We start from the raw sequence: 22,470 nt of genomic DNA on the forward strand, positions 1-22,470 counted from the left end.
AGTGTCACTGGCGGCGCAGCCGGCAACCAACATGTCGGCCCGGACCGAACCCCGCACGGCCGCCACACGCCGGGTCACCCCCCCAGCCCTGCCCAGAACGTTGCCTCCAGTGCCGGCGCCTGGCTCGGGCATCAGCCTCTTCCGCGAACTGCTGGCGATGAACGCGGGCGAGCGCAACCGGGCCTTGACGAACTTCTCCCCGACGGTCCGGCCCCAGATTCTGGCCAAAGTGCGCGAATACGAGTCCCTCCCCCCCGACGAGCGCGAGCTGCGCCTGCGCGTGACGGAACTGCACTCTTACCTGCGGCCGCTGATGACCGCCCCGACCACCAACCGTGCTTCCCAATTGGCGCGGATTCCGGAGACCGACCGTGAACTGGTTGAAGACCGGCTGCGCGAGTGGGACAAGCTGTCGCCGGCCGTGCAAGCCGAGCTCCTGGAGCACGAGGCCACGCTCCGCTACCTGGCCCAGATCCATGATCGCACCGAAGAGCAGCGGCGGATCATTCTCACGAATATCCCGGCACCGCGGAGGGAGATGCTGGAGAAAGGCATCAGCAAGTGGAGTTCGATGTCCGAGGACCAGCGCCGGCAGACGCTGAGCCGGTTCCACCAGTTCTTCGAGCTGACCGCCGCGGAAAAGGAAAAGGCGCTCCGAACGCTCTCGGGGCCGGAGCGGCGGCAAATCGAGAAGACACTGCGCGCCTTTGACCAGTTGCGGCCGGACCAGCGCGCCGTCTGCTTGCGCTCGTTGGAGAAGTTCACCAGCCTGAGCCCGGCGGAACGTCACCGGTTCCTGAAGGACGCCGAGCGCTGGCAACAGATGTCACCCGGCGAACGCCAGACCTGGCGTGACTTGGTGCGCAAGATGCCTCCGCCCCTGCCCACACGCCGGCCGCCTCCCCCGCCACTGCCGCCCGCGGCGCGCCCGCACCGGCCTGCGCCGACGGTCGCGACGAATGGAAGTTGACCGTTTGGGTTGGCGTCCCCTGCGGCTGTGATCAGGCTGCGCCGGCGGTGGCGCGAGATTTCGTTTTCCACACCGAAGGTTCAACTCTAGACTCAGGTCAGTGCATCCAATTGCGTTCAAGCTCGGCTCGTTCTCCATCCACTGGTACGGAGTGATGGTGGCATTGGGCTTTCTGGCCGGATTGTGGACGGCCGGGCGGCGGGGTGCGCGGGCGGGCATCGCCACCGAGAAGATCGTTGACCTCGGCCCATGGCTGATTGTCGGGGCCATCGTGGGCGCGCGGACGCTCTATGTGATTTCGTACTGGCGGGAATCGTTTGCCGCCAAGCCGCTCTGGGAAATCTTCGCGGTCTGGCAAGGTGGACTGGTCTATTACGGAGGGCTGGTCGGCGCGTCGTTGGCTTGCATCCTCTATGTCAGGCTAAAGCGGCTGCCGCTTTGGAAGGTGGCTGACATTTTGGCGCCGAGCGTTGCTTTGGGCTATGTCTTCGGGCGCATCGGCTGCCTGCTGAATGGCTGCTGTTATGGACGCGCCTGCGACTTGCCCTGGGCGATTCGCTTCCCCGAAGGCAACCCCCTGCACCCGCCCACCTACCCGGTGCATCCAACCGAAGTTTATGACTCCCTCCTCAGCCTGGCTCTCTACGCCTCGCTAGCCTGGCTGTTTCGGCGCCGGAAGTTCGACGGGCAGGTCTTCGCCGTTTACCTTGTGGGTTACGCGGTGCTGCGCTCGCTGGTGGAGCTGTTTCGCGGCGACTACCCCGTGCATCAGCACTACCTGGGTGGCTGGGCCACGCCCGCCCACCTGGTCAGTATCCTGATCCTCGCCGCAGGGCTGGTTCTCCTCCGCCTGCTGCCCCGCCCCGGACCAAAGGAAGCGTAAGCCGGATGTCTCATGCTCCGCGCGCATCGTCAAAGAGATGTAGCCGCCGACGTCAGTCGGCGCCATCTTCGGCGGGAGGCGAATGCGCCGATTGAAGTCGGCGGCTACGGAGGTTTGAAACAACCGTGCTAGGCAACCGACAACAGCCGATGGCCGCCAAACCCGAATACTCTCCTCCCTCTTCCCTCCTCCACTCTCACCCCTTGCTCCTCGCCGGCCCAACCGCGGTCGGCAAATCAGGGATCGCCCTCTGCCTGGCTAAGCAGCTCGGCGGGGAAATTGTCTCGGTTGATTCCATGCAGGTTTACCGCGGGATGGATATTGGCACGGCTAAACCTTCGCCGGCCGATCGTGCCTGCGTGCCGCATCACCTGATTGATGTGGTGGATATAGCCAGGCCATTCGATGCCGCGCAATTCATAGCCGGCGCACAACGGGCTGTGGCCGACATCCAGAGCCGGGGACGAGTGCCGATCTTGTGCGGCGGCACGGGTCTGTACTTCAAGGCGTTTCTGGAGGGCTTGGGCCAGTCGCCGCCGGCGGACCCCGCGCTGCGGCTGAAGTTGGAAGCCACTCCCTTGCCGGAACTGCTCGAGGAACTGGCCAGATGCGACCCAACCACCTATGAACGCATTGACCGGCGGAATCCGCGCCGGGTCATTCGTGCGGTCGAGGTCATTCGCCTGACCGGCAAACCCTTCTCCGCCCAGCGCGCCAAATGGCAACCTTCAACCCTCGACCCTCAACCCTCAACCCGCTGCGTCGGGCTCGCGCGCTCGATGGCAGACTTGCACCAGCGCATCTCGGCTCGCGTTGAGGCTATGTTCCGCCAGGGCTGGGTAGCCGAAACCGAACAGCTCCTGGCGCGCGGTCTGGCCCAAAACCGCACCGCGATGCAGGCCCTGGGTTACCGGCAGATTGTCGAGCACCTGCGGGGAGAGCGCTCGTTACCCAAGACAATCGAACTGGTCAAAATCCGCACCAACCAGTTCGCCAAACGGCAGATGACCTGGTTCCGCCGCCAGCTTGCCTTGACCTGGATTCAACTGGAGCCGCAGACCCGCGCCGAAGCGGTCGCAAAGAGCATCGCCGGACTTTGAACCTTTTCTCCGCCGGGGGGGACTGATAGATAGATGGTCATTACGGCCGATCGCCCGGAATTCGCAGGCACCGCGGATCTCCTGTCTCGCGCACGAGCGGGAGACACACCGGCTTTCTGCCGTTTGGCGGCCGAGCACGAGCGCCGTCTACTGCAGCAGGCTTGCGGCCTGACGCATGACCGCACGGCAGCCGAGGACCTCGTTTCCGAAACGCTGGCCGAGGCCTGGCGCAGCCTCAGCCGATACAATGGCGCCTGCCAGTTCAGCACCTGGCTTTTCTCGATCCTCCTGCACCGCCACCAGAAAGCCCTGCGCCGCGCCCGGTCCCGCCCGATTCCGCTCGCCGCGCTGCTCCCGGCCCAGGCTGATGAACACCGCCAGGCCCAGGAGAATCTGCCGGCCGCCGACCCTTCGCCCGCGGAAGTTGTCATGCGCGCGGAGGCGGCGGGCCGGATAAGGCAAGCCGTCCAGACTCTCCCCGACAAGCATCAGCAAGTAGTCCTGCTCCGTTTTTTCGAGGAAGCGTCGCTGCCGGAGATCGCGGCTTTGCTGGGGTGTTCGGTGGGGACGGTGAAGTCGCGGCTGCATTACGCGCTGGAGAAACTGCGCGAAGCGCAGCAGGGAGTGAACCTTTCGGAGGTGTGGGGGGATACAGGGGTGTGAAATCTGAAATCCGAAACCCGGGGGCCGAAGGAAGGCCCAAGACCGAAGGCGGAAAGCAATGAAGACTGTTAAAGACTGCAGAACCTGGCAGGAGGCAATCCGGAGTTGGATTGGCGAAGGGGCGACGGGCGAGGAGGCCAGCCGAATCCAAGAGCACCTGGCGGGCTGTGCGGAGTGCCGGCGCTACACCGAGGAGTTGAGGGCGGCGGCGGCCGGGCTGCGCTGGATGGCCGAGCGGCCGGTGGAGCCGAGCCCGGGGTTTCGGGCGCGGTGGATGCGGGCGGTAGAAGAGGCGGCCGAGCCTCGCGGGTTCGGGGAGATCATGGCGGCTGTGGCCGGCTGGTGGCGGGGACTGTTGCTGGAGAACCTGCGGCCGGCGCTGGCGGTGTCGTCCGTGTGGGTTCTAATTCTGGTCTTCCGGCTGAGCGCGCCGGAGGTGTCCCCGACGACCAGGACGACCGCGGCGCGATCGCCGGCGGAAATCCGGCAGGTCTTGAAGATCCAGGAGGAGCTGTTGGCCGGAGAGTTGGGAAAACCGCCGGGGTTTCGGGTCGTGCCGCGGAGTCAGTCACCGGCGCGTCCCCGCAGTGAAGGGCTCCCGGCGGAGCCTGCTGCTCAGAAGCAACAAACCTCGATCATGATAGCGAGCCTATGAAAAACGTGAATGCCACCCCCTCCGTTCTTGAGCGCTGGATCATCGGCGTGGTCAGCGCCCTGCTGGCCGGCCTGATCGTGGTTTGGGCCTGGCACGCAAGTGAACTGGTCCTGCAAATCGTCTTTATCCTGGCCGCCCTTGCGCTGGTCTTGCTGGCGGTGCTGTCGGTCGCGGCGTGGCGGCATGGGTTCCGCTGGTTCTTCAGCCGTCGAGCGCTGCGGTTTTACGGCTGGCTCGCGGTGGGGATCGTGTCGGTGGTGGTGCTGTTCTACGCCGAGGAGAGCTGGCGGGGAAAGCGAATGTGGGCCGCGCTCCAACGCGAGGCCGGCGCGCGGGGGGAATCCCTGGAGCTCTCGTCGGTTATCCCGCCGGCTGTGCCGGAGGACGAGAACTTCGCGCTGGCGCCGGGGATTGGCCGTCTGCTGGGCTTCGCCGAGCCGGGCTCGGGCAACGAGCAGGAAACGGCCTCCCCGGGAGCGTTTTACCAGGAAACGGGTGACGACTGGCCCGCGGCCACCTGGGCGCTTGGGCAAGCCACCGACCTGGCGGCCTGGCAGGAGTTCTTTCGCCGGCACGCCATCACCCCCCGAGCCCAAACAAACGCGGACCCGAGCCGGCCGGCGTTGCCCGTCGCCCCGGCACCGCAGGCGCCCGCGGCGGATGTGATGCTGGCCCTGAGCCGCTACGATTCGGCCCTGGCGGTGCTGCGCACGGCCAGCCAACGGCCGCAGGCGCGTTATCCCCTGGCCTACGAGGAGGGCCTCTTCGCGCTGAGCTACCCGTCGCACGGGCGCCAGCTCGAATTCCTTCCCCAGGCCGCGCATGTGCTCTCGCTGCGCGCGATTGCCGAGCTGGCCCAGGGCAGAAGCGAGCCGGCGTTGCAGGACACACTGCTGGCGTTGCGCCTGGCGAATACGCTCCGAGAAGAGCCCTATTGGCAGCTCCACCACCTCCGGGCCCAGATGCTGATGTTCTGCGTGCAGCCGGTGTGGGAGGGGCTGGCCCAACACCGTTGGACCGAGCCGCAACTCGCAGCTTTGCAGCAGCAGTTCGCCGCGATGGACCTGCCGGCTGAGTTTCGCGTGATGGCGCGTGGGGGAACCTTCGTGTTCATGAACCTGGCCGACCAGCTGCAGGCGTTCCTGGCTGGCCGCCGTTCTCCGGCAGGGGACCTCCTGGGCTCTGAACGGTTTGCCGCGTGGCTCTTCTGCAGGCTGTATCCGGAGGGCTGGCTTTACCAGGACAAGGTTTGGATTTACCGGTTCTATGAGCGGCGAGCGGATGTGTTTAAGGCGATGAACGCCGCCAAGGCCGGGCGGGGGGACACTGAGCTGCGTCGCGCGACTGATCCGTTGCTGCTGATCTTCGTGGTTCCCAACCTCCTGGAAGCCTTCCACGGGGGCGCGGAAGGCGCCCTTTACCTCCACACCACCTGCCAGGAAGCTGTGGTGGCGTGCGCGTTGGAACGCTACCGCCTGGCCCAGGGGCGATACCCGGATTCGCTGGAGGCGCTGGCGCCGGCGTGGCTCAAGGAGCCGCCGGCCGACCTGCTGGACCCGAACGGCAGCAAGCTCAGGTATCGCCGCGAGGGCGACGGCGGGTTCGTGCTGTATTCGATCGGACTGAACCGGGCGGATGACGGCGGAAGGCCGGGTCCAGCCGATAAGAACTGGCGCTGGGGAGAAGCCGCGTACCCGCGGCTGAAGGAGGGGGATTGGGTGTGGCGGCAGCCTGGCCGACAATAACCAGGGGAGCCGGCTGCGGCGTAGGGACGGCGCCCATCCGGCGGGACTACGGTGTGGTTCCCATGGGGAGCGATCCCCATGGGATACACACCGGGTACTCACGGGTGTCACAGCGTCGTCGCACCGGGGCGGCTATGGGGTCCGGGAATAGGGTATTGCAGCGGTGAAATAGCTCGTCGCAGTGCAAGAAACCTCTTCCTTCCCGGCGGCAAACATGCTATGGTGACTCAGAGACAATTAGAAAGAGAGCGATCGCGATAGACGCGCCGAGTTGAAAGCACTGATTGAGACCAGGAACCGCCGGACTGAGCGAGTGTTCCTCGTGGGGGTTGAACTGAAGTCACGGCGGGCGACAGAGTTGGATGATTCGTTAAAGGAGCTGGCCGAGCTGGCCACCACAGCCGGAGGTGAAGTTGTGGGAGATGGCATTCAGAAGATGGCCGCTCCCTGCGCCGCCACGTACATCGGCAAGGGCAAAGCCGAGGAGTTCGCCCGGCGCTGCCAACAGGCGGACGTGGATACCGTCATCTTTGACGATGAGCTTAGCGCCGCCCAAAGCCGCAGCCTGGAGCAGACCTTCAACTGCAAGATACTCGACCGCACCAGCCTCATCCTCGACATCTTCGCCGCGCGGGCCCGCACCCGCGAAGGCAAGCTCCAGATCGAGCTGGCGCAACTCCAGCATTTGCTCCCGCGGCTGACGCGTTTCTGGGGCCACTTGTCCCGGCAGAAGGGCGGCATCGGCATGCGGGGCGGTGAAGGTGAAACGCAGTTGGAAACCGACCGCCGCCGGGTGCAGGACCGCATCGCCCGCATCGCGCGCGAGCTGGAGGTGGTGCGCCGCCAGCGCGCGCTCCAGCGCAACCAGCGCCATCGCAATCACTGGGCGCTGGCCTCGATTGTCGGCTACACCAACGCGGGCAAATCCACCCTGCTCAACAAGCTTACCGGCGCGGAGGTGTTGGTGGAGGACAAGCTCTTCGCCACGCTCGACCCGACCACCCGCCGCCTGCGGCTGCCGTCCAACCAGAACGTGCTGGTGACGGACACGGTCGGTTTCATCCGCAAGCTGCCGCACGGGCTGGTCGAGGCGTTCAAAGCGACTTTGGAGGAAGTGGTCCAGGCCGACCTGCTGCTGCATGTCGTGGACGCCAGCCATCCGGACGCCGAGCAACAGGTGCGAGCCGTGGATACCGTGCTGAAGGAAATCGGCGCGGACGGCAAGCCGACGCTCATGGTGTTCAACAAGATTGACCAACTCAACGGCAGCCGGGACTCGCTCTCACGGGCGCTGGAGAAGCACGCGCACGGGGTGGCCATCTCGGCCGCCACGGGCGAGGGGATTCCGGCCCTGCTGGCGGAGCTGGGCAGCCAGTTGCGGCCCATCCGCGAGTTCATGGAGCTTTCTGTGCCGCACGAGCAATCCGGCGTCATCGCCCGGCTGCACGAGGTCGGCCAGGTGGTGGAGCGGAACTACAACGGCAAGACCGCCCGCTTCAAAGCCCGCATCCCGCCGCACCTCCACGAGGAGTTCGCGCCGTTCGTTGTGCGCGAGCTGCAAGTGGCCTGAGCCGCGGCCGGCCAGGTTTGATGCTCCCGGCCAACGGGTTGCTTTCGCCGCACCCTGGCGCCTTTGCGTGAGGCTCCTTATTTCCGCTGCGGCGCCAATTCCAGGATGCGCGCGGCGCGAGGGGGAAGATCGAGCTGAATTGAGCTGCCGGCCTTCTTGAGCGTGCCGAGTTCGCGGCGATCTGCTTCATCCAGTTGATACAGCATCGCGCTCCGCGGCAAGCCATACGCGCCTCGGGGGAGATCGAGGATGCACTGGATCGGTTCATCCGCGATGCTGGCGACCGCGATGCCGACACTCCTGTCCGGCGCGGCCCAGGCGCACGCCAGCACCAGCGGGCTGCTGGTCTGGAACGCCGTCAACCCACCTTCCCGGCCGGCGTAGATCGAGAGGCGCGACATGTCCAGCGTGGCCGACGGGCCGCGCACTTGCGGCGGACGCAGGAACGTCCCGTGCAGCAGGTATTTTCGCGCGCGGCTCCGCAGTCGCGCCAACCGCAGCACGAAGTCCACCTCCTCGGCGCGCTCCGCCAGCTGCTCCGGCAGGAAATTGGCGATCGTCGGCTGCTGGCCCCAGACAAACGCCCGCGCCTGCTCCAGGCAGAACTGGCGGGAATACTTCCGGTCGAGCAGCTTGAGCGGCTCAGCGGGTGCGGACTGCACCGGCCACAAATCATCATAAGGCGGCATCGTCAGCGACGAATAGTTGCCGTAGGCAACGGCAAACGGATGGTACACTGCCGGCCAAAAAGGGATCGTCTCCCAGCCATCGGGCGCCGCGTAGCGTTCGCGGCTGACCTGCAAGCTGAGCATCAGATCCAGGTAAGGCAGCCACGGCTCGCCGCAACCTTCCCCCGCCAGGACCACCGGCTCGCCACGGGCAGCGCACCGCTGGCGGATCCCGGACTCCAGCGCCCGAAAGCCCTGCATCCAATAAACGCCCCCGCCCACCGAGTGCCCGTGCTGGGGATCGTAACAGGCGCGGCTGGTGCATGCCTGGTCCATGTAGATGCCATCCACGCCGAGCTCTCCGACGGCGCGTTCGGCCAACCCGGCATACTTCTGCCGCCAGAAATCCGTGCCCATGCACATCGTCGCGCACGCCTGGCGGGTGAAGGTGTTATAGACCTCCGGGTGCACCCTGCCGTCTTCGCCTTTGACCGCGAAACGCTCGGCGCCTTCGTTTGTCCAGCTTCGGGTGGTCATTCCCCAGAGCCGCTGGTTCATATACACCAGCGCATGGATGTCAGCCGCCTGGGCTTTGGCCAGGGCACGGGTGAAATTCTCCGTGCCCTCGCGCGGCGGGAGGTATTCCGGGAAACCGGCGTCGTAAGAACAGCCGTGCCACCAGTGCCAGAAGACGCTCACCGGCAAGCCCAGTTTCTCGCGCAACGCCACCGCCGGCGCGAGCACACCCGGCGACCGGCCGCGGTTCCAAACCCATAACGCCGTGTCAAGAGCCCAATCCGACACCTGTCCGCGCGCCAGCCGGCTTTCCTTCGCCCAAACCTGGTTCGTGGCCCACGCGCGGTAACGCTCCGCCGCGGCAAACCAGTCCCCTTCGAACGTCCCGAGGCACACGGCATATGGCATCCGCCACCCGGCGCCGGAGGCCTGCTGCCCCTCCGGCAGATGCACCACTTCGCAGCCAAGCCGGCCCTTGCCGTCGCCGAAAAACGCGAACGACTTGTTGAAGGCGGCCGTGTCGTCGCAGGCCAAATACAGCCCCGGCCCGTCCTGCCGGTAAAACGCCATGCACTGCATGGATAGAATCCCCGGGTAAGCCCATTCCTGCCGCCGCCCGCTACCACCGTCAGCCGCAAAGACCTTCCGCGGCTCGGCCGTCTGCTGCCCCATCCACACCGGCACCGCCAGGCGTTCATTCGACTGGCGCGGGATGTTCACGAGACGCGGGAACCGCGCCTGCCCGATGCCCAACTCACCCAGCCCGCTCACGGTCAATTCCCAGCGGCTCATCGGCTGCTTCGGCTCCAGCCGCGCCACGGCTTCCACGCGCAATCCCGGCGCCGCCGCGAGTCCAAACCCGTCCCAAGTCAGGCGCATGGCGGGAGCCTTCCCGCGCAACAGCTGGCAACGGAAGGAGTGCGCATCCGCCGGCGACAGCACCTTGCGCGCCGGTGTAAGCACTAATTCCCAAAGCCCGGCGCCGGCAGGTGCGGCGCCCGTGAAGTTCTGTCGCGTATGCGTGTCGGCCAATCGCACCAGTTCACCGCGCTCCCGACTCACTCCGATCTCCAAGGACCCGTTCGACACGTGGAACACGTCCTGCGCGGCGAAACCGCTTCCCCAACCCAGGAACAGCAGCATCACAACCAGCACCCAGGCGGCTCGACTGGCAACCGGCAAAACGGCCATAATCTGCCCCGGGCGCCGATGGACGTGGTCGCCGTCCGCAGCACAGATCCAGCCGTCCTGGAGAACAGCGAATTGGGGAGTGATGGTTATCATACGGATTGGCTTTGGTTCATGCTCGCTTCAATAGGAAGTCTCGCGAGGGGATCGTGGGCCGAGCGCGGAACGGCGTCAAGACGGAGGAACCCTTGATTCCCTTCCCGGATCAGCAAGGCGCCTGCCAGACGGAGGGATTACTGAATCTCACGGGTTTTGGCATGGCGGACCCTGCTCCTGCTCAAATGCCAAATCCCGCGCCTGCCGGATCAGGGCGAAGTCTTCGACCAGGTCGCCGAATCGGAAGCGCGGCATCCCGCTCTGCTGCTGGCCGAGCAGCTCGCCCGGTCCGCGCCGGCGCAGGTCCTCTTCGGCGATGCGGAAGCCGTCGTTCGTTTCTTCCAGCACACGCAGGCGTGTGCGCGCCTCGGGGTTTCGCGCGGCGGCCACGAGGATGCAGTAGGAATCGTGCGCGCCCCGGCCGATGCGGCCGCGGAGTTGGTGCAGTTGGGCCAGGCCGAAATGCTCGGCGTTCTCGATCAGCATGATGGTGGCGTTGGGCACGTCCACGCCGACCTCGATGAGCGAGGTGGCCAGGAGCGTCTGGACCTGCCGCGCGCGAAAGGCCGCCATGACCGTTTCCTTCTCCCGCGGCGGCAGCCGCCCGTGCAGGAGCCCGACCTTAAACGGCGCCAGCGTCTGTTGCAGGGTTGCGAACTCCTTTGTGACCGCCTTGACGCCGCCGGGGCTGGCCTCCTCGACGCGAGGGTAAACCACATAAGCCTGCCGGCCGTCGGCCAGCTTGTCGCGAATAAACGCCCAGACTTGCGGCAGCTTGTCCGCCGCGCGGACCACGGTCCGGATGTGGCCGCGCCCGGGAGGCAGCTCGTCAATGACCGATACCTCGAGGTCGCCGTAGAGGGTCAGGCCCAGGGTGCGGGGAATGGGCGTGGCCGTCATCACCAGCAGGTGCGGATATGTGCCCTTGCGCACGAGCTGTTCGCGCTGCGCCACGCCGAACTTGTGCTGCTCGTCAATAATCACCAGGCCGAGATTCTCCGGCGCGAACCCGGGTTCGAGGAGCGCATGGGTGCCGACGGTGAGGGCGGGGGCAGGCTGGAGGCTGGAGGCTGGGGGCGAGAGGTCTGCGGCGGGCTTCCGATGGTGGCGCGGGGCGGTCTTGCGGCTGCCGGTTTGGAGCTCGACGGGGACGCCGAGGGGTTTGAGCCAGCGGGTGAAATTCTCGAAGTGTTGTTCCGCCAGGACTTCGGTCGGGGCCATGAGCGCCACGTGGTAGCCGCTTTCGAGCGCCATCAAGGCGCAGCAGGCCGCGACGATGGTCTTGCCGGAACCGACATCGCCTTGGAGCAGCCGCCGCATGGGGTGCGTGCCGGAAAGGTCGTGGCGCAGTTCGCGCAGCACCTTGGTCTGCGCGCCGGTCAGCTTGAAATCGAGCTGGGCCAGAAACGGCTTGATGAGATGGTTGTCGCCACCGCACGGCAGCGCGCGCGCCTTGGTTTGGAAGTTGCTCCGGCGATGCCGAATCTGCCGCTGGAGCGCGATAAATTCATCCAGCGCCAGCCGCCGCCGGGCCGTGTCCGTGTCGGGAAGGGTGTCGGGGAAGTGCAGCAGGCGAATCGCGCGGGCGCGGGCGGGGAGGTTCGCCGCCGCGCCGGTCAGTTGCAGTTCCGGCCACGGCTCGGGAATCTGCCCTTCGCACTGCGCGAGCGTCCGCCAGATCAGCGACCGGAGCCAGCGCTGCGGCAGGCCCTCGGTGAGCGGGTAGATGGGCGTGAGGCGGTTGAAGTGCACGATGTCCTCGTCGCCGGCTTCCAGGACCTCGGTTTCCGGGTGGTCCATCGTCCGCGGCTTGAGGCCAACAGGTTTGCCGAACACGATCACTTCCTCGCTCACCTTGAAATACTTCTCCATGAAGGGCAGGTTCCACCAGCGGCAATGGAGCCGGGCGGTCCCGTCGTCGAGAATCAGCTCGAAGATGGATTTGGTATGCTGCTTATACCATTTGACGCCGAGCGCGACCACCGTTCCGCGGGCCGTCGCCGGCTCGCCAAGCTGCAATTGCGCGATGGGGCGGAGCTGGCGGCGATCTTCGTAGCGGTGCGGGCGGTGGAGCAGGAGATCTTCGACGGTGCGGATGTCGAGGCGGGCGAGCTGGGTGGCGCGCTCCGGGCCGACGCCGTACAGGGTGGCCACCGGCCGGGCCAGGGGCGCGAGGGGACGATTGGGCGGTGCGGCGCTCATCCGAAGGCAGCATAAGCGCCGCGGGGCGGGAATCGAAGCCCAAAGTCGGGAGCGGAATCGCAGGGCATCTCGACAGTGCCACCGGCGCGCGGGCGATAACTGCCCAGGGGGCGGGGTGAGAGCGGCGCCGAGACGGGCAAGTGACGGCCACTAGACGGCCACCCCGTGGCCACTAGATGGCCGAGACCAAATTTGGGCCCCGGCCATCGGCGGCTTTAGGGCGGGCTGTCTGGCCTGCTTTAGAGGGGCAGGCGGCTGACTGGTTGATGCTTCTGATCACGCAACCGGACTCAAGCACGGAGGTGCGCAGTGGTGAGGATACCTTTTGCGGCTACCTCTTGGGGCTGGAGGCAGGTGTGATCAGGCAATACGCATGCACCGCACTGCTACGGTAGCCACACACCGGCGTTGGCTTGCGGCTGGCTGGAGGATGGCTTGTCCGTACGGTCAGGCTACGGTGTGGTTCCCATGGGGGCCGACCCCCATGGGAACCACACCGTAGCAGCACAGGTTAGACACCGTAATCACGGGCCAAAGGCGCAGGGATCAGCGGGGACTCAAGAATGCTGACTGGCAGGATCACTGTCCCAAATTTGGACAGTGTTGAGGTGGTGAAGGTCGGGAGGCCATCCGAGTCGTGCGGGTGCAAACCACCGTTGGCAGTCCCCGGAAACCCGTGATGAACCCAATCTTTGCCCACCCGGGGGTTGCCGACGGCCAGTCCCGGGCGCGGAGGGTGTCGCGGCGCGGGTGAATGAGCGCGGGCGGCGGTTGATGTTGCGCGGCTGGTGTTCATTGGGTTTTGCCTGCGCGGACGGTTTGAATTGTCACGGGGCCCATCAAGCCGGAGGGCACCCGTGGAGTGTCTTTGGAGTAATGGCGCGCGGATGTAAACGTGTAACGTCCCGACGGGCGTGGCTTGCCTGACAAGAACCACTCGGGCCATTCCAGCAGCGTCTCGTAGTCTTTCCAATTGCTATCCGGGGGCAACTGTTCATCCCCAATCATCCGGTTGATCCATAGGTTTACGACGTTCACTTCGAGTTCATTGCCGCCGGGAAGAGCGGCGTCTGTGATATCCACCCGATATGGCGGTTTCCAGGCGATGCCGCAGTCCTTGCCGTTAAGCCGCACTCGCGCCATAACCTCAACCAAACCGAGGTCAATATAGAGCGGCCCTGGGAGGGACGCGGCGGAGAGGTCAAAACGCGTGCGATAAGTAGCTGTGCCGGAATAAAAGTGGATGCGCGGATCGGCGTGTTTGCTCCAGTCTTCCAGGGTTGGGAAAACGACAGGTTCATCGGGCCCGCCCCATTTTGGATCGAATGCAACTCTCCATGGGCCGGCAATGCTGGTCAGCCGGGTGCGATCCGGGAAGTTCCTTCCGGCTGCCTGTCTCAGTGCCTGGCTGGGTTTGCGAAAGACTATGAACCAACTTTGCATGGGTTCAAAGCGGAGCGGGATGGCGGTGCGACCGTCTTTCTCCGCGAATTCGGGCAACCCGCGAACCGCGCCGGTTTCGGGATCCCACAATTCCGGAAGTTTGCCCGCGACTCGGAAGGTGCAGGTGAGATCTGCCGTGCGGTTTTGCTGGTGGGACACGAAATAGACATCCGCCTCGCCGATGCGGCGATGTATGTAGCTGAGTTTCCCGCCTTCGAAATCGGGCGGCAACTGGTCAGCCGCAAAAATCTGGCCCAGCGGTTTGCCGGTGATCAACCGCCCGCTTTCCCACAGCGCAGACCCAATTGTCTCCGCCTCGGAGTTTGCCGCCGGGAAGTCGGTGAGGCCTGGCGTGCCCGTCACCCGCCGAGCGGCAACCACCCGCGCGCCACCCTGGACCAGTTCGCGAATCTTGCGCGCTACGGGCAGCGTCATGCGGTCGCTGTCCGGCAGGACAAGGTACTGGTAACTCATGCCCGAGGGCAGAGTAATACGGCCATCCCGCACCTGCATTCGGAGGACGAGGTCGGCAGCGCAAATGTCGTAGTCGTAACCGCGGGGCAGATTCAGCTTCATGAGGCCGACGTGCAAAGGCGCCCCTTCTCCGTAAAAATAGCATACATCGGCGACGAACTTGCCTTGCTGCAACAGGTGCTGGCAGCGCGAGAGATAATCCATCCAGGGCCGGCTGTAATTCCACCATGTGTTGTGTCTTTGGAAATGCTCGCCCCATTTCCGATGCGTGAGCCCTGGAATCATGTTGTCGTAGGCCTGGTGGGCGGAAAGATGGAAGATCATGCGGTTCAGGCCTTCGCAGTATTTCTGATCGCCCATCGCCTTGAGAAGGAAAGGATGATCCCGCCAGCCCCGGTCAGAGGTAAAGGCCTCCGCGCCAATGACAGGTTTGCCGCCGGTGTGCGCCACCGATGCCAGCGCCTTGGTGGAGAACTCATACGCGTTCGGCCTGGCTCCAGGCCCGCCGGGAAAGAGGCCATCGCCTCGCGCCCAGAACTCGCTGATAGGCAGGTCGCTCACTCCGCCATACGCGAGGTTGTCGATGCAAAGATGGCCGTAGGATTCGGTTGAGAATTTTATGCCATGACCGCGGGCAAGCTCACGAAGCCGGCCGGCATAGTTGTCTCGGATCATCTCGCTGACGGTGGCCCGCATGTCCCAGAGGAAGCGCTCCGACATTTCAGCGCTGCCCACAACTCTCCCTGTCAGCACCGGCAGCCACGGCCGCAAATCGTATCCGCGGCGGCGGCGGAATTCTCCGGGAAACGTCGCTGTCCAGTTCTGGCCGCCGGCTTCCCAACTGTCAATGTGGACGTAGTTAAGAGCCTTGCCAGCAAGGCTGCCGGCATCTTCGAAGATCTTCTTCAGAAAGCCCGCGTAATGCGTTTCAATGCCAACAGGCGCCAGCCGGTCGCATTCCAGACCGACAGCCGCTTGCGGACATGGCCGGGTCATCTTCAGGTTGGACGCATGCCCATACCGCAGGATCAACCATTTGCCTGGCGGGGCGTTCCATGCCAGCTGCCCGTTGGGGGACATTTTGTCCGTCAGGTCCACCACTTCGCCGGCCGGCACTACCGCGTTGGGGGGCGTTGCATTGATGCGCCTCTTGTCTGGGGCGCGCCAATGCGTTCCGTTCTTCAGGTCGAGCTGCGGAATACGGTAAGCCCGGGCGTCCTCGGACGGCGGTAGAGGGATGGCCTGAACCGCAATGTCGCGGTAGGAATCCTGCCTCTCGATCTGCTCGCGCACCTTCGCGCTGATTTCAGCGCCGGGCCGCAGCCACGCGGAAAGGTTGGTTTCGACCCGCGGCGGCGGCAAAACGAGGCTGATCTGCCTGCCGCCCTCCACTTCTCTTTCGCTCCAATAGAGCTTCTGCATCGAGCGATCCGGTGTGATGTGGGGCCCGCCGCTGCCGTAGCCAAAATCCACCGAAAGGTCGAACTCCATCCCCAGCCTGCCGCATTCTTGAATCGCCCACTGAAATGCTTCATGCCATTCGGGACTCAACGCCCGCATCTTCCCCTCGGGCGCCCACCATGGTCCGCTTACTTCCATCCAGAGCACACCATTAATTCCGGCTCGATGCAGCGCCTCCAAATCGGCGGTGATTCCCTCCTTGCTGATATTGCCGTTGATCCAAAACCAAAACACCCATGGCCGTGCCGAAGCGGGTGGTGAGGCGAATTCCTCCTCCAAAGCCACCGGTGAATGCGCGGGAGAATCCAGGGGCGGCTCGGCGGCAAAAGAAGCATGAGTCGCGGCCAGCAGCAAGAAGGCGAGCATCGTGGTTTTCATCCGCGAAACTTTGGCCAGCCTGGAGCTTGGACGCAATGCCAATGAGCTCAACTGACAGGTGGCGGGGAGGGGGAAGCGGGCACCCAATTGCTCGCACGAGGTGAGTTCGCCGCTGGGGCCGCCTGGGTTGGTTGACGGACCGGGCGGTCAAGCTGGTTTGATCCCGCGCGAGAATCCCGGGGTCACTTTGGGCCGGCTGAGCGGGCGCCGATGAACCGCTCCAGGGCGGCAAACAGCGCGGCCAGGTCGGGCAGGTGCGTGCATTGGCCGTCCGGTTGCACCAGGCCGAAACCCTCCCCATAGGCCGCGCCGTTGGCGACGCAGGCATCCGTGCGGCAATCGGCGATCTGCTGCTCCGCCCGGCGAATCACACCCGCGCGATCGCCCTCCACCTCGTACTTCCAGCCCACAAGCCGGGCCTTGGGGAACCACTGGCGCAGGTCCGCAATGATCTTCGGCGTTGGCACTAACTCAGCCAGCAACGTCCCGTCCCGGCTGGGGAACTTGCCACCTTTCACCTCGGTCCGCGCGCCTTCCGGGGGCTGGCACCAGACCTTGCCGAACGAGAAATCACTGACGGCCGCCGCATGAAACACGACGTCCACGGCCGGGTGGGCGAGGGCCTGAAGGCATTCGCGCAGATTGGCGGTGGTAGTGAAGGTCTCGATCCGGCGGGCGCGCCGCTCGCCGCGCCAGGGGGCCTGCTGGCCGATCAGCAGCGTGACGTCGTGACCGCGCGCCGACAGGAAATTGCACAGCTCGGAGCCCAGCCGGCCGGTGGAGAAATTGGTCAGGCGCCGGACTGCATCCAGCGGTTCGAAGGTCGGACCGGCCGTTACTATGCATCGCATAAACAGAGAATCCCCGCCCGCAGCTACTAGCGCAAGCGCCAGTTAATGCTTGTGAGGGTGTACGTCAGAAACGCAACCAGGGCTACAACCACAAGCGAGACAACCGCCACAAAAACGAAAACTCCGTATTTGCGGCGGAACCGTCGCCACTTTCTGCCCCGGCCCGAATGGGGTTGCATATGCGAAGTGTATGCACCGGGGCCGGTTGAGCAAAGCGATTTTTGGCCGTTGGCACCCTGACCAACGGCCTTTGTCACCATCACTGCCCGCCGCAACGTGGTGGTGGTCAGGACGCGCCGCGGGCAGGAGTCCGCGGCAGCCGCTACCAGGCGACCGCGACCAGGTCAGCAAAGCTCCCTTTGGGAGCTGGGATATTATGGGCCTGTGAGGCGGCAGCCGGCCCCACCCGCGCGGCCAGAGACTCGCCCAACCAGAAGGCAACTCCGACCATCCCGATGAAGGCCAAACAAATCACCATGCCCTTGATTCTTAGAATTCGACGTGCCGAGCGGTTTGTTTTCATGCCCCGACTTTAGTCCTTCACTGGACGGGGGTGTTAATCGAAAGAATTAAGCCGGGCATTGATAAGAACGATGCCGCCGGGTGCCGCATCTGGCCGTAGCGTGAATGGCCGAGACCCGGCGAGATGGGCGGCAAAGAGAAGCCGGGGCAAACCTCAGCGTCCCCGAGGCTTCGCGGCGGCCGGCGGCTTCGTTCCCGTGGTCGTGATCGTGCCAATGGTCCGGCCACCCGCATCCCGAACGGCGGTGCTCGAACCGGTGTGCTGCACGGTGCTGGTCGTGCGGCCAGCGGCATCGCGGAAGGTGGTGCCGGTGCCGGACTCCGAAGCGATCCGCTGGGTGCGCCCGGCCGCATCGCGATAAGTGATGGTTTGGCCGCCCGTTTTCGTAGCCGTCCAGACCGTCCTCCCCGACGCGTCCCGGAATACTGTCTGGCTGCCCTGAACGTGGGCCGTTCCCGTGGTTCGCCCGCTACTGTCACGGAAAGTCGTCGTGCCGGACCCCATCGTGCTCGCGCTCCCCAAGGTGCGGCCGGATGCGTCCCGCAAGACGGTCTGCCCGCCCGCTTTAGCTCTGGTGGCGACGTAACGGCTCAGGTCATCGGTGCCAGGAACACTCGCCTTCCTTGCGTCCGCGGCGCAGAGCGGGCCGGCCATGGCAGCGAGAAACAACATGGCGACGACAAACTTCTTCATGGCGTGATGCGATGTCTCTTACAATCGGACGGGCCAGTTGGGTTCCCCATTCACTTTCCGCCCCTTTTTTGGAACCGGCGCCTTGGCGATCAGCCTCTCGCCCTTAGCGTTTGCGCTCGCGCTTCGGCTTGTCCACATCCACTGCCAGCCGGATGCTCGGTCCTTGCTTCCGCGAAATGATCGGCCGGTTGCTCTTGTCGCGCCGCCGCCGTGCCCGCGCCTCGGCGTTGAAATGGCCCCGGAGCAGGAAGAAGACGACGGCGAGCGCGATGATGCCTGTGAGCCAGAGAATTGGATTTGTGATGTCGAACATAGTCAGATCATCAACCTGTGTTGTGCTAATACTTGCACGTTCCTGCCGAATGGCAAGAGTGGCCCGTCTCCGGCCGCCTGGCCCCGGCGGCGCTCAGCTCAACCAAAGGATAGTGACGCCTTCGTTGGTCGCGTTTAAGTCCGGGTCGCCGCGCAGCTCCGGCACAGCTTCCAGCAGGGCCAGGACCGTGCCGTTGAAGATCGAGAAATCATCGCCGGGGATGAACTCCTTGATTGCCCCCTCCTTCTTCCGCAACCCGAATGATTTCCGCAAGCCGATGCAGAGCGCCCCGCCCTTGCCCGAAGAGCCGTAGCCGTGGATCACCTTTAGCACCCTCACCCCCTCGCGCCGGGCCCGCTTAATTTCTCCGATGACCAGCCGTCGCGCCTCGTCGAGCACCGGCATCCCGGCCTCAACGTTCACTGTCCAAATTGCGTTCATTGGCTCTCATTCTGGCTTGGGGGGCCATCCTGCTGGCGGACGAAACACTCGATGAATCCAGCAACCGGGGCGGATCATGGCGCGTCACCGGACGTTTCCCAGACGCCCACCCACCGGCGGCTGTCCGATTCACTGCCAACAATTCTCAGGCGGAGTGATTGTCCGGGAGTCACCATTGTGGATGGGAGCGTAAGGGTGAACCTGCCCATCTCGGGGCGGGAGTCGTCGCGTTCGTAGCGCAGGATCACGGTCTTCTCCGCGCCATGCCACGTAGTGCTTTGTTCGCTGATGCCGGGCATGTCGAGCAGCTTCTGGTCATTTACAAACAACTGAAACGAGCACTCAGGCTCGGCGAAGTAGCCCATGCCTCCCTCCCAGGTGACAGAGCATGCTTTCTCTCCCGCTCCAATCTTCAGCGGGTGAGTCTCCCAGACCAGCTCGTTCTTGCCCGTCATGCCACGGGCGACATCGAGCTGTCGGCCATTGATCGGTGGATGGTCATCGCCGGTATCCCCTGCTTTCAACGTTCTCAGCCACCCGTCCGGCGCCCTGAAGGGTTCCAGGTTCAGGATCTGCCCCTTCGGGTCAAAAGCCGCGGAACGAGCATAACGGATAAGCCCGTCCAGAAGGCAGGTGCCCTCGGGATGGCCGGAAAGCAGATCCAGCCCGAACGTAATCAGCGCCTTGCCCTGGCCAACCCGTCCCTGTCCCGCATAAAGGAAATAGCTGTCCAACCCTTCACCGACTATCAGCATCTCGTCCGGGCGAAGCCCGCCAAACGCGGGCAGCTTTTGACCTGTTTTGAGGATCCGGAAGGCGAGGGGCGAGAGGTAGCCCTCGTGTGGAAAATCCCCGAAAGCGGGATGGGTAGCGAAGGCAGTCCCAACCTGTTGGCCCATAGACCACCAGCCAAGGCTGACGTTGGGGCTGCCACGGGTGCGGTTCAACAGTAGCACACGCTTGCCCAAAGCCAGCGCGGGCTCGACATCCGGTGAGCCAATGTATGAGATGAGCAGGTCTGTCGCGTTCGTCTGAGAGAGACCCGCAGGCGTTAAGCCCGAGTAAAGGGACGCCAGCTTTTCGTGCAAAGGTCGCGAGACGGCAATGCCGGTGACTTGTGGGACCGCGCGCTTCGGGAACAACCAGAGGTCCCATCGGTTGGTCACGTGACCGGGGCCGAGCCAAGCCTCCAGAACGGCTCGGGCCGGTTTTGGCAGGTCGGGCACAACCAACTCCGACTGGCCCAACAAACGCACGGAACCAAGTTCGGCTCCGGCCATGTCCAGAGCGCCCTCGACCAACGCCGTGCCACCCTGGCGCAAGGCCCAGCGTAATCGGCCTGCTTCGATCGGTGCGTCCCCGTAATGCGAGATCCAGAACGAAAGCTCCACGCGATCTCCGGCAACTGCAATCCGCTCAGCAGGTTCGGTTTTGAGCAGCAGCGCAGTCGGGCCGTTAAACGCTGCAAATTGCTGAGGGGTAAAGCCGTTGGGCTTGGGTTCCCAAAACGCGTTGAGAAAGCCCTGGGCGCTATAGGTCTTTCCCTGTTGAACGATGACGTCCACAATAGTCCAAAAGCTGTAACCGTCACACGCCGGGTCCATGCGGGCAGCTTCGAGCCCCTCCTTTTGGTAATGCCGCTGCAAGGCATGGGCGGCGTCCTGACATGCGTCACCCCAGCGCCGATCCAGCGCGGCCTCCTTCAGCCACTCGTCTCGCCTTTCGAGCGGGACGGGCGCAGCCATCGCCCCTTTGAACCTGGGCGCCAGCCTCGGATCCTGTTTCACGGATAGGTTCAGGTACTCATGCGCGATGAACGGGGCATCGGTCACAACGGTCCCGGGCTGCCAAACGTTGATCGGACCGTTCCGGAAATCCGAGTTCTCGGCATCGTTGAGTGTGCCGTCCTGGTGCAGGACCAACCGGTCGGGATCCGTGCGCTTGATCAGATTCTTGATTTCCCTTCCCAAGTAGCGGCCCAGCGTTCCCTCATTTCCCATGCAGTAAGTCGCCAGCGAAACGTGCCGCCGGTAATGGGCCATCAACTCCTTTAGGTCGCGTATCGGATCAAACGCAAACGCTTCGGTCGGGTAATCTCCGTAATAAGGGAGCTCAGGTTGGATCAGCACGCCCGCTTCATCGGCCGCCTCAAAAAACTCGGGCAGTTCGCAATGCGTGTGCAACCGCGCGTAAACAAATCCCGCCTGGCGTGCCAGCTTCAAATGGCCCAGGTGTTCCTCGCGTGAGGCTGGCGAGACCAATGTGAGCGGATACACAAAATCGTCACCGTAGCCGCGCACGAAGAAGGGCTTGTCATTGAGAAAGAACCGATCACCACGCACCTCGAACTTGCGGACGCCGAACCGTTCAATCCAGCCGTGGACGGGTCTGTCCTGGTCCAACAGCACAATATCGGCCAGGTAAAGCCTCGGACTCTCGGGCGACCACGCTTGAAAGTTCGTCAACGCAACCCGGACGAGCACTTCACTCAACCCGCCCTGCGCATCGAACTTGATCTCTCGGGAACTTTCCCCTGCTGGCGACCCATCGGGGGTTTTGATTGAAACGCGGAGCATCGCGCGTTGCGCCATGGATCTCCCGTGGGCGGCAGCCACCGTGGCGTGGACCTCGGCCGTCTTCGCATCAAAATCGCCTCGCAGCCAGGCGTAATCTATACGCGCATCCGGAGTCGCTTCCAGCTCAACGTCCCGGTAAAGGCCGCCAAACCGGTGTGTGCTGCTGAACAGCCCCTTCCGGCTGGGCAGCACATTGTTGACCTCCGCCACGACCGTGGCCGACTTGCCGGGTTCCACCAGATCGGTGATGTCGTACTTGTAGGTGCCGCAGTAATTGTCCACCCACGCCACAGGCGCGTTGTTGACCCAGAACCAACCCTGCGAGCGCACGCCGCCAACCTTGAGCCACACCAGCTTCCCGCGCCATTCCTCCGGGATGGCCACCGTTTTGCGGTACCAGGCGCCACCTTTATGCACCGCTCGCAGCGGTTTTGAGCAGTGATCCCACTTGCAGTCCCAGGAGTCCCCCATGCCGGGTGAACCAACGCCCTGCGCCTCCCAGCACCCGGGAACCTGGATTGTGCGGGAGCCTTGCCAGGGTTTGGAATAGAATGCGTTCCACTCCGGGTGACGCAGCGGCGCCGTGCCACGGGTCGTGAATTCCCATTCACCCCGAAGGGAAACCACTGACTGCAACGGGGATTTCACAACAGGGTTCACCACGGCGGGAAGGGCCGGACGGCCGGCCCAAGTCTCAACGCCTTCCAAGGCTCCAGGGTTCTCCCCGGCGCGCAGGGTGAGCGCGCTCAGCAGAAAGGCGGCTCCAAGCCCGGCAACCACTCCGGAGATTACGTGCGCCGATAAATCAAGCCCGGGTCTCATGCGTGACCATGCCGCCGCATTTTGCACGACATATGCTCCCTTTCTTAGACGAAAGCCGCGCGATTGCCTATCAGAAAACGACACTTCCCGCTGTTCTGCGCAGCGCCGCATCGTCCCAAGATTCGCATTGGGTCGAGGCAATTTGGCGTAACAAACCACCACGGCAGGCCGTTTCTCTACAGGTGGGACCGAGTTGATTGATGGTGCTGCAGAACGATTCCGCGGCAAAAGCCCATGAA

16 protein-coding genes are annotated in these 22,470 nt (G+C 64.3%); 7 read left to right on the plus strand and 9 right to left on the minus strand.

Annotated elements, in window-relative coordinates; all coding sequences use genetic code 11:
- Positions 1-109: 109 nt before the first annotated feature.
- The 7 genes from P5205_14925 to hflX all read left to right on the plus strand — a co-directional run bounded on the left by P5205_14925 (position 110) and on the right by hflX (position 7,586).
- Positions 110-970, plus strand: coding sequence for a DUF3106 domain-containing protein (locus P5205_14925; protein HSA11655.1), 861 nt, complete (start codon positions 110-112; stop codon positions 968-970).
- A gap of 100 nt (positions 971-1,070) precedes the next feature.
- Positions 1,071-1,853, plus strand: a complete 783-nt coding sequence (lgt, locus tag P5205_14930; GenBank protein ID HSA11656.1) for a prolipoprotein diacylglyceryl transferase — start codon at positions 1,071-1,073, stop codon at positions 1,851-1,853.
- Positions 1,854-2,002: 149 nt separating this feature from the next.
- On the plus strand, positions 2,003-2,953 hold the full coding sequence (miaA, locus tag P5205_14935) for a tRNA (adenosine(37)-N6)-dimethylallyltransferase MiaA (GenBank protein HSA11657.1): 951 nt from the start codon (positions 2,003-2,005) through the stop codon (positions 2,951-2,953).
- A gap of 33 nt (positions 2,954-2,986) precedes the next feature.
- Entirely contained in the window at positions 2,987-3,616 is a 630-nt protein-coding gene (locus P5205_14940) for a sigma-70 family RNA polymerase sigma factor (GenBank protein ID HSA11658.1), read from the plus strand.
- Between the two features lie 58 nt (positions 3,617-3,674).
- On the plus strand, positions 3,675-4,271 hold the full coding sequence (locus P5205_14945; GenBank protein HSA11659.1) for a zf-HC2 domain-containing protein: 597 nt from the start codon (positions 3,675-3,677) through the stop codon (positions 4,269-4,271).
- Positions 4,268-6,016 (plus strand): hypothetical protein, encoded by a 1,749-nt coding sequence (locus tag P5205_14950; protein ID HSA11660.1) that lies wholly within the window; start codon positions 4,268-4,270, stop codon positions 6,014-6,016. Before P5205_14945 ends, P5205_14950 begins: the two co-directional genes overlap by 4 nt.
- 271 nt (positions 6,017-6,287) lie before the next feature.
- Entirely contained in the window at positions 6,288-7,586 is a 1,299-nt protein-coding gene (hflX, locus tag P5205_14955; protein ID HSA11661.1) for a GTPase HflX, read from the plus strand.
- Positions 7,587-7,663: 77 nt separating this feature from the next.
- On the opposite strand, the gene P5205_14960 is transcribed toward hflX, so the two are convergent.
- The 9 genes from P5205_14960 to P5205_15000 all read right to left on the minus strand — a co-directional run bounded on the left by P5205_14960 (position 7,664) and on the right by P5205_15000 (position 22,231).
- Positions 7,664-10,054 carry a DUF6259 domain-containing protein gene (locus P5205_14960; GenBank protein ID HSA11662.1) on the minus strand — a complete coding sequence of 797 codons (2,391 nt, stop codon included), beginning with the start codon at positions 10,052-10,054 and terminating at the stop codon, positions 7,664-7,666.
- Positions 10,055-10,201: 147 nt separating this feature from the next.
- Positions 10,202-12,256, minus strand: coding sequence for an ATP-dependent DNA helicase RecG (gene recG, locus P5205_14965; GenBank protein HSA11663.1), 2,055 nt, complete (start codon positions 12,254-12,256; stop codon positions 10,202-10,204).
- 792 nt (positions 12,257-13,048) lie between these two features.
- Positions 13,049-16,012, minus strand: coding sequence for a glycosyl hydrolase (locus P5205_14970; protein ID HSA11664.1), 2,964 nt, complete (start codon positions 16,010-16,012; stop codon positions 13,049-13,051).
- Positions 16,013-16,194: 182 nt separating this feature from the next.
- On the minus strand, positions 16,195-16,863 hold the full coding sequence (locus P5205_14975) for a phosphopantothenoylcysteine decarboxylase (protein ID HSA11665.1): 669 nt from the start codon (positions 16,861-16,863) through the stop codon (positions 16,195-16,197).
- Between the two features lie 322 nt (positions 16,864-17,185).
- Positions 17,186-17,386: a hypothetical protein gene (locus P5205_14980; GenBank protein HSA11666.1), complete on the minus strand. Its 201-nt coding sequence runs from the start codon at positions 17,384-17,386 to the stop codon at positions 17,186-17,188.
- Positions 17,387-17,539: 153 nt separating this feature from the next.
- A complete protein-coding gene (locus P5205_14985; GenBank protein ID HSA11667.1) occupies positions 17,540-18,079 on the minus strand; it encodes a hypothetical protein in 540 nt (179 codons plus the stop codon).
- Between the two features lie 103 nt (positions 18,080-18,182).
- The gene (locus tag P5205_14990) at positions 18,183-18,392 is read right to left on the minus strand and encodes a hypothetical protein (GenBank protein ID HSA11668.1); all 210 of its coding nucleotides are present in this window, start codon (positions 18,390-18,392) and stop codon (positions 18,183-18,185) included.
- 93 nt (positions 18,393-18,485) lie between these two features.
- Positions 18,486-18,833 (minus strand): hypothetical protein, encoded by a 348-nt coding sequence (locus P5205_14995; GenBank protein HSA11669.1) that lies wholly within the window; start codon positions 18,831-18,833, stop codon positions 18,486-18,488.
- A gap of 74 nt (positions 18,834-18,907) precedes the next feature.
- Complete coding sequence (locus P5205_15000; protein HSA11670.1) at positions 18,908-22,231, minus strand: hypothetical protein; 3,324 nt, start codon at positions 22,229-22,231, stop codon at positions 18,908-18,910.
- Between the last annotated feature and the right edge of the window lie 239 nt (positions 22,232-22,470).

It is taken from the genome of Candidatus Paceibacterota bacterium (assembly GCA_035452965.1).
Taxonomy (GTDB): domain Bacteria; phylum Verrucomicrobiota; class Verrucomicrobiia; order Limisphaerales; family UBA8199; genus UBA8199.

Excerpts from the sequence above, each read along its gene's own strand:
- recG (HSA11663.1), bottom strand. The coding sequence starts at position 12,256 with ATGAGCGCCGCACCGCCCAATCGTCCCCTCGCGCCCCTGGCCCGGCCG.
- P5205_14980 (HSA11666.1), bottom strand. The coding sequence starts at position 17,386 with ATGAAAACAAACCGCTCGGCACGTCGAATTCTAAGAATCAAGGGCATG.
- P5205_14990 (HSA11668.1), bottom strand. The coding sequence starts at position 18,392 with ATGTTCGACATCACAAATCCAATTCTCTGGCTCACAGGCATCATCGCG.
- P5205_14970 (HSA11664.1), bottom strand. The coding sequence starts at position 16,012 with ATGAAAACCACGATGCTCGCCTTCTTGCTGCTGGCCGCGACTCATGCT.
- P5205_14945 (HSA11659.1), top strand. The coding sequence starts at position 3,675 with ATGAAGACTGTTAAAGACTGCAGAACCTGGCAGGAGGCAATCCGGAGT.
- P5205_14985 (HSA11667.1), bottom strand. The coding sequence starts at position 18,079 with ATGAAGAAGTTTGTCGTCGCCATGTTGTTTCTCGCTGCCATGGCCGGC.
- P5205_14975 (HSA11665.1), bottom strand. The coding sequence starts at position 16,863 with ATGCGATGCATAGTAACGGCCGGTCCGACCTTCGAACCGCTGGATGCA.
- P5205_15000 (HSA11670.1), bottom strand. The coding sequence starts at position 22,231 with ATGAGACCCGGGCTTGATTTATCGGCGCACGTAATCTCCGGAGTGGTT.
- P5205_14950 (HSA11660.1), top strand. The coding sequence starts at position 4,268 with ATGAAAAACGTGAATGCCACCCCCTCCGTTCTTGAGCGCTGGATCATC.
- P5205_14940 (HSA11658.1), top strand. The coding sequence starts at position 2,987 with ATGGTCATTACGGCCGATCGCCCGGAATTCGCAGGCACCGCGGATCTC.
- P5205_14995 (HSA11669.1), bottom strand. The coding sequence starts at position 18,833 with ATGAACGCAATTTGGACAGTGAACGTTGAGGCCGGGATGCCGGTGCTC.
- P5205_14960 (HSA11662.1), bottom strand. The coding sequence starts at position 10,054 with ATGATAACCATCACTCCCCAATTCGCTGTTCTCCAGGACGGCTGGATC.
- miaA (HSA11657.1), top strand. The coding sequence starts at position 2,003 with ATGGCCGCCAAACCCGAATACTCTCCTCCCTCTTCCCTCCTCCACTCT.